Raw genomic sequence first — 16,001 nt, 5'->3', positions numbered from 1 at the left:
CCGGGCCTTTCGTCGTGTTACGCGCCCGCCTCGGCCCGGGCCTGCCATCGGCGCCACAGTGGCAGGACCAACTGAGCGCCGATGATCGCCAGCGTCGCCAGCAGCAACACCAGAGAGATCGGGCGTTCCAGAAAAGTCATGTAATCCCCGCGCGACAGCATCAGCGAGCGACGGAAATTCTCTTCGATCATCGGTCCCAGCACGATCCCCAGAACCAGCGGCGCGGTCGGAAAGGCGAGGATCCTGAGCAGCCATCCCAGCACCCCGAAAGCCAGCAGCTGATAGACATCGAAAACCGACAGGTTGACCGAATAGGTGCCGATCACGATCAGCACGACGATGGCGGGGTAAAGCCAGCGATAGGGAATGCGCAGCAGGCTGACCCACAACCCGATCAGGGGGATGTTGAAGATCACGAGGATCAGGTTGCCGATCCAGAAGCTGGCGATCAGGCCCCAGAAGACCTCGGGCGTGTCGTTCAGCATCGCCGCACCCGGCTGGACCCCGTGCACGATCATCGCGCCCAGCATCAGCGCCATCACCGCGTCGCCCGGCACGCCCAGCGTCAGGGTCGGGATGAAGGCGGTCTGCGCGGCTGAGTTGTTGGCGGCCTCGGGGCCCGCGACCCCTTCGACGGCGCCCTGCCCCATGGTCTTGGCATTGCGCGCGACCTTGCGCTCGACGGCATAGGAAAAGAAGGACGCAATCGTCGATCCGGTCCCCGGCAGCGCGCCAAAGAACGAGCCGATTGCCGAGCCACGCCAGATCGCGGGCCAGCAATCGCGCAGTTCTTGTCGGGTCGGGATCATCGAGCGCATCGTGACCTTCTGCGTGCTCACGCCGCGCTCGCCCTTGCCGATATTCACGAGGATCTCGCTCAGCCCGAACAGCCCCATGGCCGAGGCGACCAGCGAAATCCCGTCGACAAGCTGCATCTCGCCATAGGTGAAGCGCATCGTGCCCGAGATCGTATCGAGCCCGACGATACCCAGCACCAGCCCGAAGATCACCATCGCCAGCCCCTTGACCGCCGATCCCTCGGACAGGGTCGAGGCAGCGACAAGGCCGAGGGCCATCAGCATGAAGTATTCCTGACTGCCGAAGCGCAGCGCGAATTCCGCCAGCGCGGGCGCGAAGGCTGCCATCAGGATGATGCCGATCGAACCGCCCACGAAGGACGCCACCGCCGACAGGAACAACGCCGCCCCCGCACGGCCCTTGCGCGTCATCTCGTAGCCGTCGAGACAGACCACTGCGCTGGACGCCGTCCCCGGCAGCCTGAGCAGGATCGACGCGACCGAGCCACCATATTGCGCGCCGTAATAGATGCCCGCGAGCATCACCAGCGCGTTGGTGGGCGTGGTGTAATAGGTCAGCGGCAGCAGCATCGAGATCGCCGCCAGCGGCCCCACGCCGGGCAGCACGCCGATGAACATGCCGATGGACACGCCGAGGAAGCAGTAAAGCAGCGTCGAGGCCGAAAACGCGACCTCGAACCCCAGCATCAGGTTCTCGATCATCACACGTCTCCCGGATACATCGGCAATTGCAGGTTCAACCCGATGCGGAACACGAGCCACACAAGCGCCACCAGCACCACCGACAGGATCAGCAATTCAAGCGGCCTGCGCCCGCTTTCGGCCAGGGCCGCGATCACCACCAGAATGATGATCGCTCCGCCGGCCCCCAGAAACGGGAATGTCAGGCAAAAGGCCGCGATGGCCGCGATCATCATCGCCGCCGGTCTGAGCGGGCCGAAAGCCACCGTGACGCGGCCCGGCGCGATGGCCTGCACCAGCAGGATCACCGCGAACAGCACGAAAAGCGCACACAGGATCGCCGGGAAATAGCCCGGCCCGACCATACGCCCGCGCCCCATCGACAGGCCCGAAGCCTCGATCCCCACGATCAGCGCGCAGATCAGCAGGAACACCGCCCCCAGACCTTCGCGCGCGGTCAGGATGCGCCACAGCCCGCGCGGCTGCGGCCTGCCGGTCCGGGGTTCAGCGGCCATGGAACACCGGCTTCCGCTTGGCCTTGAAGGCTTCGAGCGCGTTGACGGCGTCTTCCGAGGTCATCACCCGCTCGACCCGCGCGGCAAGGTCGATCTGCGTCTGCATCGGCGCATCGCCCAGCGTGTCCAGCGACAGGCGCTTGAGCATCTCGACCACCAAAGGCGCATTGGCGGCGATCTTCTGCGCCATCTCGCGGGCATGGGTCACATGCTGGCCCGGCGCCACGAGCGCATTTGCCACGCCCACCTGATAGGCACGCTCGCCGCTCAGAGGTTCGCCCGTGAACATCATTTCCAGCGCAACGCGCAGCGGCATCCGCTTGGTCAGGATCGACACGCCACCCTTGGCGACGCCGACCTTGGCTTCGGGGTAGATCAGCGCGGAATCCTCGGTCATCACGACGAGGTCGCACATCTGCGTCAGCACCACCGCCGCGCCGATCACCTTGCCGCTGATCGCGGCAATGATCGGTTTGTCGCAACGAAAGCCCAGCTCGGGCACGCCTTCCCAGAAGCGCTCGGGCGGATCGGTCAGATCGGCCCCCGCGCTGAACACGTCGTCGCTGACCGATTTCAGGATCGCCACCCGCGCGTCACCCGCTGCGAACGCGTCGAAACACGCGCGCAGATCGGTGAACATCTGCGCGGTCAGCGCGTTCTTCTTCTCGGGGCGCCGGATCGTGATCTCGGCAATGCCGCCCTGTTCGAGATAGTCGATATTGTCAAAAGTCATGGGCCCAACCCGGTGCGGCGAACCCCGCCCCGGGGCGGGGTCGCACGGTGTCCTTACTCGATGGAAATGCCGGCCGCGTCGCGGATCTCGGCAAAGTCGACCATCATCGCATCGACCGCCGCATCGGTGGCCGCCGGATCGCGATAGATCGGCAGGATTCCCATCCGCAGCACCTGCTCGCGGTAGCTGTCGCTGGCGACCAGATCGGCCAGCGGCGCGGACATCGCCTGCAAATAGGCGGGATCGGTGCCATCGGGCGCCCAGAGACCGAACCAGCCTTCGATCGCCATATCGACGCCCTGCTCACGCGCGGTGGGCATGTCGGGCAGGTTCGGGTGACGGTCGGCGGTCAGCGCGGCGATGATGCGAAGATGGCTGTCGCCCGCCTGCGTCGCCGCGACCGGGTCGGCCATGAAGTCGATCTCGCCCGACATCACCGCCGCCATCGCGTTGTTCGATCCCTGATAGGGGATATGCGTGGCGTCGGTATCGGTGGCGAGCAGGAACATCTCGGCGGTGAACTGCCCCATCGAGCCCACGCCCGCGGTGCCGTATGTCGCGTCGTTCTCACCCAGCCAGGTGACGAATTCCTCGACATTGGTCACCGGAAGATCGCCGTTGACGGCGAGAAAGCTTGCCGCATCGGCGACGGTGGCGATGCCCACGAAATCCGCCTGCGGGTCATAGCTGACAGCAGGGTTGATGAGCGGCTGAACGACCTGCGTGGCGTTGTTGCCGAAGAAAATCGTGTAGCCGTCGCCATCGGCCTGAGCGGCCTGCGTGGCACCGACGACACCGCCCGCGCCGGGACGGTTTTCCACCACCACGGGCTGCCCCACGGCGGCCGAGATCGCATCGGCGGCGCGGCGCGCCAGAATGTCGGTCGTCCCGCCCGGATTATAGGGCACGATCATCGTGATCGGACGCTCGGGCCATTCGGCCAGCGCCTGCGTTGCACCAATGCCGACGATCAGCGCCAGCGACGAAGCCAAAGTCTTCCGCATGAAATCCTCCCATGTCGGCGCCCTGCACGGGCGCTGTCCTCCCAGACGACTCGGAGGCTAGCACGCGTCCATTTGTCTCGCAATACTGTATTGCGTTCTATATGTTGGAACACTTGGTGATGGTACGCCGCATTGACCTCCTCCGGTTTCCGCCCGTATCCTGACCCAAAGGGGAGCGCGACGTTGGATCGTACATTATTGAAAGGTCTCGATATCTTTGAACGCGTTATCGGCGCGGACGGCCCCGTCCAGATCGCCGACCTCGCCCGTGAGACCGGGCTGCCCAAGTCCAATATCCACCGCACCCTGTCGACACTTGTCGCTGCGGGCTACGTGCTGCACGACCCGGTCGAGCGCCGATACAGCGCGTCGCTGAAGGTCGCGCTGCTGGGTCAGAGCGTTACCACCCGCACGCGCTACCGCGAAGCGTTGGTGCCGCATCTGGAAGACCTCGCGCGCCGGACCGATGAAACCGCCTCGTTCGCGCTGCCCTCGGGCGCGGGGATCGTGGTGATCGCCAATGCCCTGCCTGTCCGCTCGCTGGCCGCGATCCTGCCCGAGAACCAGACCTTCGCCCCGCAGGACACGGCCTTTGGCTGCGCGCTGGCGGCAGAGGCGCCGAGCCATCCCGCGCATGGCGCCTACGGGTTGATCACCGACCACCCCCAGCGCCACACATTCGAGATCGCCCTGCCCCTGTCACTTGATGCGAACCCGGCGCTTGGGGCGATCGGCCTTGTCGGCCCCGCCAGCCGCTATACCGACGACCGCCTTGCGCCGCTGCTCGACGCGCTGGCGCAACTGCGCGCGCGGGCTTTTTCCGGCGACACGCCGGGCGCAGGCAAACCGGAGCACGCCGCATGATCAAATCCGTGGAAAAAGCCTTTCGCGTGCTCGAAGGGCTCAGCCGGGCCGACGGCCCGATGCGGCTGAGCGACATTGCCCGTGCCAATGGCATCACGCGTTCGAACGCGTTCCATCTGCTGCAGACGCTGCAGGAACTCGATTACGTCCGGCAGGCCGAGGACAGCACGCTTTACGAGGCCACGTTTCGCAGCTTCGAGATGGGCGCGCGGCTGTTGGCGCGCAACACGCTGGTGGCGGTGGCGCATCCGTTCCTTTTGCGGCTGTCCGAGCAGGTGCCTGAGAATGTCATGCTCAACGTGCGCGACGGGCTGTGGAACGTGGTGGCCGACAGGATCGAAAGCCGCTCGGTCGTGCGCACGCTCGCCTATCTGGGCGCCCGCGCGCCGCTGCAATCGGTGTCCAGCGGCAAGGTTCTGCTGGCCCATGCCCCGGCTTCGGTCATCGACGAGGTGGCGCGTTCGCTCGTGGCCTATACCATGCGCTCGATCACCGATCCCGACGCGCTGCGCGCCCAGCTCGCCCAGATCCGCGAACAGGGTTACGCGGTCGCCATCGGCGAGGTGAACGAAGACGCCAAGGGCGTCGCCAGCCCGGTGCGCGACCGCCACGGCGACGTCGTGGCCGCGCTCAGCATCGCCGGGCCGATGAACCGGCTGGGCGAGGATACGATCGCCCGCTACGTGGCCCTGCAACACGACACGATCCGCCAGATCGAGGCCGCCTGGGCCAATGGCTGGCGGGGCGGCGTCGCCCCGCCGCAGTTTCCCGGTCAGGCGAGCGTCGCGCGTCCGTCCAGCGCATAGGCGCCGTCAGCCGTTGCGCGCAGCGGATTGACCTCCATATCCACAAGGCTGTCGCCCAGATCCGCCGCCACCTGCGAAATCCGCGCGATGGCGTCGCAGAGCGCGGGCATGTCGACGGGATCCTGCCCGCGCGCGCCCGTCAACAGCGGCCAGAGCTTGAGCCGCCGCAACAGCGCCTCGGCCTCGGCCGGGCTGACCGGCGCGCTGGCCTGAGCCACGTCTTTCAGAAGCTCGACATAGACGCCGCCCGCGCCAACGACGATCTGCGGCCCGAAGCCCGGCTCGTTCGTGGCGCCGACCAGAAGCTCGACACCCGCGCCGATCATCTGCTGCACATCCACCCGCACCGGCTGCCCCGGCGCGTGTTCGGCAAAGGCCGCGGCGATCTGGGCATAGGCGTCGCGCAGCGCCGCCTCGTCTTCGATGCCGACCTTGACCAGCCCCGCATCCGATTTGTGCACGACATCCGCCGCGACGCCCTTCATCACCAGCGGGAAACCGATCCGCGCGGCGATGGCGAGCGCTTCGTCCAGCGTGCCGCAGCCTTCGGCGCCCGGCACGCGAACGCCAGCGGCGGCCAGCATCGCCTTGACCTCGGGCTCGGTCAGGAAGCCCGCGCGCGGCGCCACGGCCACGGCCTGCCCGGCGATCCGCGCAGGCACCCCGTCGCGCACCAGCGCATCGCGCCGCGCCACCATCGCCTCCATCACCCTGAGCGCATCGTCGACGCGGGTGACATGCGGCACGCCCGCCTCCAGCAGCATCTCACGCAGATCGCCCGCAAAGCGCGAGGTGGTCTGTACGATCAGAACCGGCTTCGTCTGCCGTTTGAACGTGTCGATGAGACAGCGCATCGTCTCGGGCATCAGCGGCTGGGGCGTCAGAACATAGGTCAGCAGCCCGACATTCGGATCCTCATGCACCGCGTGGATCGCGCGTTCGAAGATCCCGAAATCCAGCGCCCCCTTATGCGCGCCCAGATCCAGCGGGTTGTTCTGATGCGCGCGCTGGAAATCACCGTCCATGCGGGTGCGCGTGACGTCGTCATAGGACGCGACCGGCAATCCGGCCAGATCCATCCGGTCCGCCAGCACCGCACCGCCTCCGCCCGACGAACATACGACACCGATGCCGCCCGTCGCCATCGGCGGGTTGGCATCCATCAGCCCGGCCACAAGGATCATGCTGTCGGGATCGTCCATCACGACGATGCCGGTCTCGTGGCACAGGGTTTCGAAAGCCGAGAACGACCCGGCCAGCGACGAAGTATGCGAGCGTGCCATGACGCTGCCCGCCTCGGTCCGCCCGGCCTTGACCGCCAGAATGGTCTTGCCCGCCGCGCGCGCCTTCAGCGCCAGATCGCGCAGCCGGGCGGGCGATTTCAGACCCTCGACATAGAGGCAGATCACCCGCGTCGCCGGATCCGCGATAAAACCGTCCAGAAAATCGCACAGTTCCAGATCGGCCTGATTGCCGATGCTGACCATGCCCGACAAGCCCACGCCGTGATCGTGCGAGGCGACGTAAAGCGCCCCCATCAGCGCGCCCGACTGGCTGACCAGCGCCACCCCGCCCTTGCGGAACGGGCCGGTATAGCGAAGCGTGGGCGTCGAGGACAGAGCCATATCGGCGGCGGGCACGATGAAGCCCATGCAATTGGGCCCGACGATCCGCATTCCGTAGCCGCGCGCGATCTCGGTGATGCGGGCTTCCAGCGCCGCGCCCTCGGCACCGAATTCGGCCATCTGCGCGGTGACGACGACACAGGCCCCCACGCCCGCCTCGCCGCAATCGGTGATCATCTCTTCCAGCTTCGAGGCCGGCACCGCGACCAACGCGATATCGGGCGCGGCGGGAAGGTCGCGCACGCTGGGATAGGCCTTGATGCCCAAGACCGTCTCACGGCGCGGATTGATCGGATAGATCGTGCCCGCGTAGCCGTGCTCGACAAGGTGATGAAAGATACGCCCCCCGAATTTCGCGTAATCCTCGGTCGCGCCGATCAGCGCGATGGAATGCGGCGCGATGATGCGCGCGATTCCGATACGGTCGCCCATATCTGTCATCTTTCCTCCCGATGTTCCATATAATGGAACTATGTTTCCCTATTTGGCAGATTGCGGAGGAAGCCCGGCAAAGTCAAGCGCGTGCTCGGGTTGCCTGCATGCGGCTTGGCCGCATCAATCCGGCGCTTGGCTTTGCGGTTTCTGATCTGGATCAAGGCCGCCGGGGTTCAGCCTGCCTAGGAAATACGCGCGAAAGACGCGGATTATCCGCGCAGCCCGGCCCCGCCCCGCTTCCAGATTGCCCCGCTTCCCTATTGCCCGCCTCCGACCGGCCCGCTCTTCACGATGGACCCTTCATGCGACTGACTTTGAGAACGAACCTTGCCATGCGCACGCTCATGCATTGCGCGGTGACCTATCCCGACAGCCTGCGCACCGCCGATGTGGCGCGCGCCTACAACGCCTCGTTCCACCATGTCGCGCAGGTGGTGAACCAGCTTGAAAGCGTGGGCTATCTGATCACCTCGCGCGGGCGCGGCGGCGGGATCGTGCTGGCGCGCGAGGCCGACGAGATCTCCATCGGCACGGTTTTTCGGCTGTTCGAGGCCGACCTGCCCTTCGCCGAATGCATGGATGCCGAGCGAAATACCTGCCCGCTCTGCTCGGCCTGTCGGCTCAAGGGCATTCTGTGTGACGCGCTGACGGCGTTTTACGCCACGCTCGACAAGTACACGGTGCAGGATCTCATCACCGGCAACACGGCGCTGGAAGGGATTTTCCAGAGCGGGACCGGCCAGCCGTCGAACCAACTCGCCTGACCCGAACGGCGCGGCGGCGGTCGGCTTGGTCCGCGTTGCGCAACAGAAATTTCACAAATTAAATACAGGCGGCACCTTGCCTCGTATGCCCGGAAGCGCCACATTAGCGCCCGACGCGCTTTCGTTACGCGCCTGTCCAATTCGAGATCCCGCATGTCATTTTCAGAATCCTCAGCCGGTTCCGCCGGCCCCGGGCACGACGCGCCCGAACAATCCGCCCCCGTCAATATCCGCCTCGTGATCGGCTCGGTCGCCACGCTTCTGCTGCTGGCGGCGCTCGATCAGACCATCGTATCGACCGCCCTGCCGACCATCGTTGCCGATCTGGGCGGGCTTGAACACCTGTCATGGGTGGTCACCGCCTATATCCTCGCCTCGACCGTCGCGGCGCCGCTCTATGGCAAGCTCGGCGATCTTTACGGCCGCCGGGTCATGGTCTTTGTTTCGGTCGCGCTTTTCCTGCTGGGCTCGCTGCTTTGCGGCCTGTCGGGCAGCATGACCTTCCTGATCCTTGCCCGCGCGGTGCAGGGCCTGGGCGGCGGCGGGCTGTTCGTGCTGGCGCTGTCGGTCGTGGGCGACGTGTTGTCGGCCAAAGAGCGCGGCAAGGTGCAGGGCATGTTCGCTGCCGTCTTCTCGGTCTCGTCGATGGTCGGGCCACTCATTGGCGGCTATTTCGTCGAAAATCTCAGCTGGCACTGGATCTTCCTCATCAACGTGCCGCTCGGTGTTCTGGCCGTGGTGGGCTTTGCCGTCAGCTTCCCCGCGCATGTCGCGACGCACAAGCACCGCATCGACTGGGCGGGTGCGGCGACGCTGTCGATCACGCTGGCTTCGCTGACTCTGGTCACCGCGCTGGGCGGCACCACCTTCGCGTGGCTTTCGGTGCAAAGCGCGGCGCTTGCGGCTGTCGTGCTGATCGCCGGTGCGAGCTTCATCGCCATCGAGCGCCGTGCGCCCGAGCCGATCCTGCCGCTCGAGCTGTTTCGCGGCAACGTGTTCCGCAACACGTCGCTTCTGAGCTTTCTCACCGGCGCGATGATGTTCGGCGCGGTCACCTTCCTGCCGATTTATCTGCAGGTTTCGCGCGGCGTCTCGCCGATGATCTCGGGCCTGCTGATGGCGCCGATGACGCTGGGTATCATCGCCGCGACCACCGTTGCGGGGCGCTACATGCGCAATACCGGGCGCTACCGGCTGCTTGCCGTGGTGGGTATGGGCCTGCTGATCGTCGCAGGCGGGCTGCTGGCGCAGATCGCTGTCGATACCTCGGTGTGGATGTTCTCGGGCATGTTGTTGCTCTTCGGTTTCTCGCTGGGTCTCAGCTTCCCGGTGCTGACCACCGCGGTGCAGAACGCCGTGCCGCGCGCGGTTCTGGGCACTGCCACCGCGTCGAGCGTGATGTTCCGTCAGATCGGCGCCTCGATCTCGGTGGCGCTGTTCGGCGCACTGATGGCGTCGCGGCTTGCGCAAAGCTTCGACGGCCTCGCCATCAACCCCGAGGTCGGACCCGCGCAGCTGGCGCAGATGCCGCCCGAGATGCGCGCAACCATCGCCGTGCATGTGGTCGATGCGATCTCGCCCATCTACTGGATCGTCGCGGGGCTTGCGATTCTGGGCTTCGTGACCGCGATCTTCCTGCGGGAGATCCCGCTCAGTGCGCAGCCCAGCGTGGCGCGCGCCGAGTGATTACGCGAAGGGACACCGCCCGGGCTTGATGTCCAAAAGCGGTGTCCCGTTCAGCGCTTCGAGCCCGGCCACACGCAGCCGGTTCCCCTCGATGCCGAGCAGCCGCACATTCGTCACGGCAATCGGGTTCGGACGCACCGGCGAGCGGAGCGAGAACACGCCGCGCAAGCCCTCGGCATGGCCCGGCCTGATCACCAGAAGATCGCGCCTTGCCTTGTGAAACCACAGATACAGCTCAATCCACTCGAACCCTTCGACGCCGATCAGCGCCCGGTCCCATGGCGCATTGACCACCGCGGTCGAGACCGGCCCATCTGGATCGGCGCGTTTGGGGCAATCCGCCAGCGTCTTCCACGGGGTTTCGACATGACCGATGAAGCCCAGCGAGGCATCGGCGGGCAGCACGGCCTGCGTCGCCTCTTCCCCGGGTTTCAACGGCTTGTCGCTCATGTCTCGTCCGCGATGAAGGTGGGCACGATGCCTGTGGCCTCGATAAAGCCGTCGGGATCGACGCCCTTGAAGAACCCGTGCCCTTTGATCAGCACGGTTGCACATCCGGCCGCGTGACCGCCGAGGATATCGGTGTGCAGCGTGTCGCCCACCATCGCCACGCGCTCGGCGGGCAACCCCATCGCCGCGAGCGCCGCATCGAAGGCACCGGCAAAGGGCTTGCCATGGTATTCGACCGGGACCGGCAATTGATGCGCCCAGTGGCCCGGCTCCCATGTGAAGCCGTCTTCGCGCGGGGCGACGATGTCGGGATTGGCGCAGATTACCGGACGCGGGCGGGCTTTCAGCGCGGCGATCAGCGCCGCCTGTTTCGCGTCGGTCCAGTCCTGCGAGCCAAGGAACAAAAACCCGTCCGCGCGGTCCAGCAGAGCGTCGTCCAGCGCCCGCACATCCCCCGGCAGATCGCCGAATCCCGCGCCGTCAGGCGCGATCCCGGCCCATACGCCACCGCGCCCGGCCAGCGCCGCGCCGGCCAGATCCCGGCTGGCGATCACCTCGGCGTCGGAAAAGTCGAAGCCCCAGCCATGATACTTGGCCAAAGCCGCCGCGCGCGGGGCCGAGGCGCCGTTGGTCAGCACCATGACCTTCTTGCCCAGAGCGCGCATTTTCGCCACCCGCACGAGCGCCTGCTCCAGCACGCCCTCGCCGATATTCAGCACGCCGAACGCGTCCAGAATGAAACCATCATAGCGCTTCAGGACGTAATCGAGATCCAGAATCCGGTAGCTGTGTCTGGGCCAGAGCCGCGTGGTGGGCGGCAGGCGGTGTGCAATCGCGCGGTAGCGGGCGAAGGCCCATCGTGCATCGGGTCTCATGGCTCTCACGCTTGTCCGGTGGGATCATCCCGGGACCATGCTGGCAAAGTTCGGGCGCGAGCGAAAGCGGCAAAACGCCCATGGGCGCGGCAAGCTTTGGACGATCCGGCAGCGCCAGCGGACCGGCAAGCGCCTGAGTCGGGGCGATTTCTCTTGCCGTGCTTAAATTTAGAGCACAACGCACAAGACACGGGCAATCCTTCCCTTGACGGGTCACTCAACCCGCCATTGCCCGTCGCCCGCCGCGCCCCCTCTTTTCGCCCGCCCGCCGGTCACGGTATCCCCAAGCCATGCACGCCCAACCCCAGATCCTGCATCAGCGCACCCGAGGCACCGCCGATGTCGCCTTGCAGGGCGGGCGGATCCGGCGGCTGTTCACGCAAGGCTCGGCCAAGGCGATCACCCTGCCCGATCCCAAGCGCCCCGAAATCGTGTTCCTGAACACCTCTGGCGGGCTGACCGGCGGCGACCGGCTGGGCTATGCGCTGCATTGCGACAGCGACACCACCGCCACCACACAGACCGCCGAGCGCGCCTATCGGGCGGGCGACGGCATCGCGCGGATGGATGTGGCGCTCGATATCACGCATGGTCGGCTGGACTGGCTGCCGCAGGAAACCATCCTGTTCGACCGCTCGGCTCTGCGCCGCCGCACCCGCATCGCGCTGGGGCCGCAGGCGGAATGCCTGACGCTGGAAGCCATCGTTCTGGGCCGCGCGGCGATGGGCGAGACGGTGCAGGATCTTCTGCTGCACGACACGCGCGAGATTTCGCGCGCGGGCCGCCCGCTTCTGGTCGAGCCGCTCAAGCTGACCGCAAGCGCGCTGCACGGCACCGCGACGCTGAACGGCGCGCGCGCATTTGCCTCGATGGCGCTGATCGCGCAGGGGGCCGAGGATGCGCTGGGTCCGGTCCGTGCCGCGCTGAATGAAGCGGGCGTGCGGGGCGCGGCCTCTGGCTTCGATGGAAAACTGACGATACGTTTGATGGCGGCGGATGGCTGGCCGCTCAGGCGCCAGATCGCCCGCCTCGTGCAGGTCCTGCGCCCGGGCCCCTTGCCCCGCGTCTGGCAGATCTAGGAGACCCGAATGTCCCGGAGAACGGCATGAACCTTACCCCCCGCGAAAAGGACAAGCTTCTGGTCAGCCTCGCCGCGATGGTCGCGCGCGGGCGGCTTGAACGCGGCGTGAAGCTGAACCATCCCGAAGCGGTCGCGCTGATCACCGATTTCGTCGTCGAAGGCGCCCGCGATGGCCGCCCGGTGTCGGAGCTGATGGAAGCCGGCGCCCATGTCATCACCGCCGCGCAATGCATGGAGGGCATCCCCGAGATGATCCACTCCGTGCAGGTCGAGGCCACCTTTCCCGACGGCACCAAGCTCGTCACCGTCCATCATCCGATCCGTTGACCTATCCCAAGGAAATCCCCATGCGCGCATTCGCCCTCGCCCTCGCCCTGCCCGTCGCCCTGCCTCTCGCCGCCCTGCCCACGCTCGCGCTGGCGCATAGCGGCGCGCATTCCGGCCTGTCTTTCATGAGCGGCCTGTCGCATCCGTTGGGCGGTCTGGACCACGTTCTGGCGATGCTGGCGGTCGGGCTGATCGCGGCGCAGCGCGGTGGCGCCTCGGTGCTGGCCACGCCCGCCACCTTCGTGGGCGCGATGCTGGCCGGCGGTGCGTTGGGCGCGGCGGGCCTGACCTTCCCGGCGATGGAGCCGATGATCCTCGCCTCGATCATCGTGCTGGGCGCGCTGATCGCCATGGCCGTCCGTGTGCCCACTGCGCTGCTGCTGCCGGTGGTCGCGGCCTTTGGCCTTGCCCATGGCTGGGCGCATGGCGCGGAAGGCCCGGCCACAGGGCTGGCCGCCTATGCGCTGGGCTTCGCGCTGGCCACCGCCGCGCTGCACGGCGCGGGTCTCGGCATGGGTCGCGCGGTCAACACGCTGTCGATGCGGGGCCTCGGCGCCCTGACCGCCGGTGCGGGCCTTGTCCTGGCTCTGGCATAAGGAGCGTATCATGATCCCCGGAGAGCTGTTTCCTGCCGAGGGCGACATCACCCTCAATGCCGATGCGCCGGTCACGACGCTGGAAGTCGCCAATACCGGCGACCGGCCGGTGCAGGTGGGGTCGCATTACCATTTCGCCGAAACCAATCCGGGGCTTCGCTTCGACCGCGAGGCGGCGCTGGGCCAGCGGCTCGACATTCCCGCCGGCACCGCCGTGCGCTTCGAGCCGGGCCAGACGCGTGAGGTGCGCCTGATCCCCTTCGAGGGCGCGCGCACGGTCTACGGCTTCAATGCCCGCGTGATGGGAAAGCTGTCGTGATGGCCCGCCTCGCGCCTTCGCCGTTGCCGCCATTGCCGATGCCCGCCTCGCCTCCTGCGCCGGTCATGACCCGGCCTCAAAACGGACGGATCACAGAATGAGCGGCGGGCGCGTGCTTCAGGGCAGCTGCCATTGCGGCGCGGTACGGTTCGGCGTGAACAGCCATACGCCCGTGCCCTACCAGCTTTGCTATTGCTCGATCTGTCGCAAGACCTCGGGCGGGGGCGGCTACGCGATCAATCTGGGCGCCCGCGCCGACACCCTGACCATCGAGGGGGCCGAAAATCTCGGCGTATTCCGCGCCGAGATCCATGACGAGGACGGCGCCTGCCGTCTGTCGACCGCCGAGCGCAATTTCTGCACACGTTGCGGCTGCCATCTGTGGCTTTTCGATCCGACTTGGCCCGCTCTGGTCCATCCGCTGGCCGCCATCATCGACACGCCACTGCCAGAAGCGCCCGAGCGCACGCATATGATGCTCGATTTCAAGCCCGACTGGGTTCCCGTGCTGGCCGGACCGCAGGACCGCAGCTTCGCCCGCTACCCCGATGCCTCGCTTGAGGATTGGCACAAGGCTCACGGCCTCTGGGTCGACTGACCGCGCCATCCCGCCCGCAAGAAAGGACACCCCCATGCCCTATCAGATCCCCCGCGCCCAATATGCCGACATGTTCGGCCCGACCACAGGCGACCGGCTGCGGCTGGGCGATACCGAGATCATCATTGAGGTCGAACGCGACCTGACGATCTACGGCTCCGAGGTGAAGTTCGGCGGCGGCAAGGTGATCCGCGACGGCATGGGCCAGAGTCAGATCACCCGCGCCGGGGGCGCGATGGACACCGTGATCACCAACGCGCTGATCCTTGACCATACCGGTATCTACAAGGCCGATGTGGGCCTGCGTGACGGTCGGATCGCGGTGATCGGCAAGGCGGGCAACCCCGATACCCAGCCGGGCGTCGACGTGATCATCGGCCCGGGGACCGAGATTATCGCAGGCGAAGGCCGGATCCTGACGGCGGGCGGGTTCGACGCGCATATCCACTTCATCTGCCCCCAGCAGATCGAGGACGCGCTGCATTCGGGCCTCACGACGATGCTGGGCGGCGGCACCGGCCCTGCGCATGGCACGCTCGCCACCACCTGCACGCCGGGGCCGTGGCATATCGGCCGGATGCTGCAGGCGGTGGACGCGGTGCCAATGAATATCGGGCTTGCGGGCAAGGGCAACGCTTCGCAGCCCGAGGCGCTGGTGGAAATGGTCAAGGCCGGCGCCTGCGCGCTGAAACTGCACGAGGATTGGGGCACCACCCCCGCCGCCATCGATTGCTGCCTGAGCGTGGCCGAAGAGATGGACGTGCAGGTGATGATCCATACCGACACGCTCAATGAATCGGGCTTCGTCGAGAACACGCTGGCGGCCATCGGCGGGCGCACCATCCACGCCTTCCATACCGAGGGTGCGGGCGGCGGACACGCGCCCGACATCATCAAGGTCGTGGGATCGCAGAACGTGATCCCGTCATCGACCAACCCGACCATGCCCTATACCGTCAACACAATCGAGGAACATCTCGACATGCTGATGGTCTGCCACCACCTCTCGCGCAAGGTGCCCGAGGACGTCGCCTTCGCCGAAAGCCGGATCCGCCGCGAAACCATCGCCGCCGAGGATATCCTGCACGATATGGGCGCTTTCTCGATCATCTCGTCCGACAGTCAGGCCATGGGCCGCGTGGGCGAGGTCATCACCCGCACCTGGCAGACCGCGTCGAAGATGAAGCAACAGCGCGGCCGCCTGCCCGAGGAAACGGGCGAGAACGACAATCTCCGCGCCCGCCGCTATGTCGCGAAATACACGATCAATCCGGCCATCGTGCATGGCATGGCCGACGAGATCGGCTCGATCGAAATCGGAAAACGTGCCGATCTGGTGCTCTGGTCGCCCGTCTTCTTCGGCGCCAAGCCCGAAATGGTGCTGATCGGCGGCACCATCGCCATGGCACAGATGGGCGATCCCAACGCCTCGATCCCAACGCCCCAGCCGGTCTATTCCCGCCCGATGTTCGGCGCGATGGGCCGCTCGGTCGAACGTTCGGCCGTCACCTTCGTGTCGCAGGCCGCCTTTGACGCCGACATCGCCCGGACGCTGGGACTGGCCAAAAGCGTGGTCCCTGTCAAAGGCTGCCGAGGCGTGAGCAAAGCCGACATGAAACACAATGACGCCACGCCGCAGATCGAGGTCGACCCCGAGACCTACGAAGTCCGCGCCGACGGCGTTCTTCTGACCTGCGAACCGGCCAGCGAATTGCCGCTCGCGCAACGATACTTCCTGTTCTGAACACATTGCACCCGGTGCTCGCGGCTGCTTCGGGGGGCCAGCCCCCCCGGCCCCCCCGGGATATTTGAAGAACAAAGATG

17 protein-coding genes are annotated in these 16,001 nt (G+C 66.5%); 10 read left to right on the top strand and 7 right to left on the bottom strand.

The window, feature by feature from the left end; all coding sequences use genetic code 11:
• Positions 1-17: 17 nt before the first annotated feature.
• Genes JI664_RS07405 through JI664_RS07390 form a run of 4 tightly spaced genes read right to left on the bottom strand, consistent with a single transcriptional unit; the run spans position 18 to position 3,751 of the window.
• Complete coding sequence (locus JI664_RS07405; RefSeq protein ID WP_207013087.1) at positions 18-1,520, bottom strand: tripartite tricarboxylate transporter permease; 1,503 nt, start codon at positions 1,518-1,520, stop codon at positions 18-20.
• Positions 1,520-2,014 carry a tripartite tricarboxylate transporter TctB family protein gene (locus tag JI664_RS07400; protein ID WP_207013086.1) on the bottom strand — a complete coding sequence of 165 codons (495 nt, stop codon included), beginning with the start codon at positions 2,012-2,014 and terminating at the stop codon, positions 1,520-1,522. The genes JI664_RS07405 and JI664_RS07400 overlap by 1 nt, the downstream gene beginning before the upstream one ends.
• On the bottom strand, positions 2,004-2,747 hold the full coding sequence (locus JI664_RS07395) for an enoyl-CoA hydratase/isomerase family protein (protein ID WP_207013085.1): 744 nt from the start codon (positions 2,745-2,747) through the stop codon (positions 2,004-2,006). The genes JI664_RS07400 and JI664_RS07395 overlap by 11 nt, the downstream gene beginning before the upstream one ends.
• Before the next feature lie 53 nt (positions 2,748-2,800).
• Complete coding sequence (locus JI664_RS07390; protein WP_207013084.1) at positions 2,801-3,751, bottom strand: Bug family tripartite tricarboxylate transporter substrate binding protein; 951 nt, start codon at positions 3,749-3,751, stop codon at positions 2,801-2,803.
• Between the two features lie 183 nt (positions 3,752-3,934).
• Between JI664_RS07390 and JI664_RS07385 the strand changes: the two genes are divergently transcribed.
• Both JI664_RS07385 and JI664_RS07380 read left to right on the top strand, forming a co-directional pair.
• The gene (locus JI664_RS07385) at positions 3,935-4,615 is read left to right on the top strand and encodes an IclR family transcriptional regulator (protein ID WP_207013083.1); all 681 of its coding nucleotides are present in this window, start codon (positions 3,935-3,937) and stop codon (positions 4,613-4,615) included.
• Entirely contained in the window at positions 4,612-5,421 is an 810-nt protein-coding gene (locus JI664_RS07380) for an IclR family transcriptional regulator (protein ID WP_207013082.1), read from the top strand. Before JI664_RS07385 ends, JI664_RS07380 begins: the two co-directional genes overlap by 4 nt.
• Here the strand turns inward: JI664_RS07380 and JI664_RS07375 are convergent.
• Positions 5,388-7,487: an acetate--CoA ligase family protein gene (locus JI664_RS07375; protein WP_207013081.1), complete on the bottom strand. Its 2,100-nt coding sequence runs from the start codon at positions 7,485-7,487 to the stop codon at positions 5,388-5,390. The genes JI664_RS07380 and JI664_RS07375 overlap by 34 nt on opposite strands.
• Before the next feature lie 296 nt (positions 7,488-7,783).
• Here JI664_RS07375 and JI664_RS07370 point away from each other — a divergent pair, with 296 nt between their 5' ends.
• Both JI664_RS07370 and JI664_RS07365 read left to right on the top strand, forming a co-directional pair.
• A complete protein-coding gene (locus JI664_RS07370; RefSeq protein ID WP_207013080.1) occupies positions 7,784-8,245 on the top strand; it encodes an RrF2 family transcriptional regulator in 462 nt (153 codons plus the stop codon).
• A gap of 153 nt (positions 8,246-8,398) precedes the next feature.
• Positions 8,399-9,931, top strand: a complete 1,533-nt coding sequence (locus JI664_RS07365; protein WP_207013079.1) for a DHA2 family efflux MFS transporter permease subunit — start codon at positions 8,399-8,401, stop codon at positions 9,929-9,931.
• On the opposite strand, the gene JI664_RS07360 is transcribed toward JI664_RS07365, so the two are convergent.
• Together JI664_RS07360 and JI664_RS07355 are read right to left on the bottom strand one after the other, a co-directional pair.
• Entirely contained in the window at positions 9,932-10,381 is a 450-nt protein-coding gene (locus tag JI664_RS07360; protein WP_207013078.1) for an SAM-dependent methyltransferase, read from the bottom strand.
• Positions 10,378-11,256 (bottom strand): HAD-IIA family hydrolase, encoded by an 879-nt coding sequence (locus JI664_RS07355; protein WP_207013077.1) that lies wholly within the window; start codon positions 11,254-11,256, stop codon positions 10,378-10,380. The genes JI664_RS07360 and JI664_RS07355 overlap by 4 nt, the downstream gene beginning before the upstream one ends.
• 290 nt (positions 11,257-11,546) lie before the next feature.
• Between JI664_RS07355 and JI664_RS07350 the strand changes: the two genes are divergently transcribed.
• From JI664_RS07350 to ureC, 6 genes are all read left to right on the top strand, one after another.
• On the top strand, positions 11,547-12,335 hold the full coding sequence (locus JI664_RS07350; protein ID WP_207013076.1) for an urease accessory protein UreD: 789 nt from the start codon (positions 11,547-11,549) through the stop codon (positions 12,333-12,335).
• A 26-nt stretch (positions 12,336-12,361) separates the two neighbouring features.
• Positions 12,362-12,664: an urease subunit gamma gene (locus JI664_RS07345; RefSeq protein WP_207013075.1), complete on the top strand. Its 303-nt coding sequence runs from the start codon at positions 12,362-12,364 to the stop codon at positions 12,662-12,664.
• Positions 12,665-12,684: 20 nt separating this feature from the next.
• Positions 12,685-13,260 (top strand): HupE/UreJ family protein, encoded by a 576-nt coding sequence (locus JI664_RS07340; RefSeq protein WP_207013074.1) that lies wholly within the window; start codon positions 12,685-12,687, stop codon positions 13,258-13,260.
• A gap of 10 nt (positions 13,261-13,270) precedes the next feature.
• Entirely contained in the window at positions 13,271-13,579 is a 309-nt protein-coding gene (locus JI664_RS07335; protein ID WP_207013073.1) for an urease subunit beta, read from the top strand.
• A gap of 97 nt (positions 13,580-13,676) precedes the next feature.
• Positions 13,677-14,177: a GFA family protein gene (locus JI664_RS07330; protein ID WP_207013072.1), complete on the top strand. Its 501-nt coding sequence runs from the start codon at positions 13,677-13,679 to the stop codon at positions 14,175-14,177.
• A gap of 34 nt (positions 14,178-14,211) precedes the next feature.
• A complete protein-coding gene (gene ureC / locus JI664_RS07325) occupies positions 14,212-15,921 on the top strand; it encodes an urease subunit alpha (RefSeq protein WP_207013071.1) in 1,710 nt (569 codons plus the stop codon).
• The last annotated feature ends 80 nt before the right edge of the window (positions 15,922-16,001 follow it).

The organism is Rhodobacter sp. NTK016B (genome assembly GCF_017303295.1).
GTDB lineage: Bacteria > Pseudomonadota > Alphaproteobacteria > Rhodobacterales > Rhodobacteraceae > Pararhodobacter.
The sequence above is the reverse complement of the archived record's forward strand: the minus strand, read 5'-3'. Positions and strand labels throughout refer to the sequence as shown.

Excerpts from the sequence above, each read along its gene's own strand:
- JI664_RS07405 (WP_207013087.1), bottom strand. The coding sequence starts at position 1,520 with ATGATCGAGAACCTGATGCTGGGGTTCGAGGTCGCGTTTTCGGCCTCG.
- JI664_RS07400 (WP_207013086.1), bottom strand. The coding sequence starts at position 2,014 with ATGGCCGCTGAACCCCGGACCGGCAGGCCGCAGCCGCGCGGGCTGTGG.
- JI664_RS07395 (WP_207013085.1), bottom strand. The coding sequence starts at position 2,747 with ATGACTTTTGACAATATCGACTATCTCGAACAGGGCGGCATTGCCGAG.
- JI664_RS07390 (WP_207013084.1), bottom strand. The coding sequence starts at position 3,751 with ATGCGGAAGACTTTGGCTTCGTCGCTGGCGCTGATCGTCGGCATTGGT.
- JI664_RS07380 (WP_207013082.1), top strand. The coding sequence starts at position 4,612 with ATGATCAAATCCGTGGAAAAAGCCTTTCGCGTGCTCGAAGGGCTCAGC.
- JI664_RS07375 (WP_207013081.1), bottom strand. The coding sequence starts at position 7,487 with ATGACAGATATGGGCGACCGTATCGGAATCGCGCGCATCATCGCGCCG.
- JI664_RS07370 (WP_207013080.1), top strand. The coding sequence starts at position 7,784 with ATGCGACTGACTTTGAGAACGAACCTTGCCATGCGCACGCTCATGCAT.
- JI664_RS07365 (WP_207013079.1), top strand. The coding sequence starts at position 8,399 with ATGTCATTTTCAGAATCCTCAGCCGGTTCCGCCGGCCCCGGGCACGAC.
- JI664_RS07360 (WP_207013078.1), bottom strand. The coding sequence starts at position 10,381 with ATGAGCGACAAGCCGTTGAAACCCGGGGAAGAGGCGACGCAGGCCGTG.
- JI664_RS07355 (WP_207013077.1), bottom strand. The coding sequence starts at position 11,256 with ATGAGACCCGATGCACGATGGGCCTTCGCCCGCTACCGCGCGATTGCA.
- JI664_RS07350 (WP_207013076.1), top strand. The coding sequence starts at position 11,547 with ATGCACGCCCAACCCCAGATCCTGCATCAGCGCACCCGAGGCACCGCC.
- JI664_RS07345 (WP_207013075.1), top strand. The coding sequence starts at position 12,362 with ATGAACCTTACCCCCCGCGAAAAGGACAAGCTTCTGGTCAGCCTCGCC.
- JI664_RS07340 (WP_207013074.1), top strand. The coding sequence starts at position 12,685 with ATGCGCGCATTCGCCCTCGCCCTCGCCCTGCCCGTCGCCCTGCCTCTC.
- JI664_RS07335 (WP_207013073.1), top strand. The coding sequence starts at position 13,271 with ATGATCCCCGGAGAGCTGTTTCCTGCCGAGGGCGACATCACCCTCAAT.
- JI664_RS07330 (WP_207013072.1), top strand. The coding sequence starts at position 13,677 with ATGAGCGGCGGGCGCGTGCTTCAGGGCAGCTGCCATTGCGGCGCGGTA.
- ureC (WP_207013071.1), top strand. The coding sequence starts at position 14,212 with ATGCCCTATCAGATCCCCCGCGCCCAATATGCCGACATGTTCGGCCCG.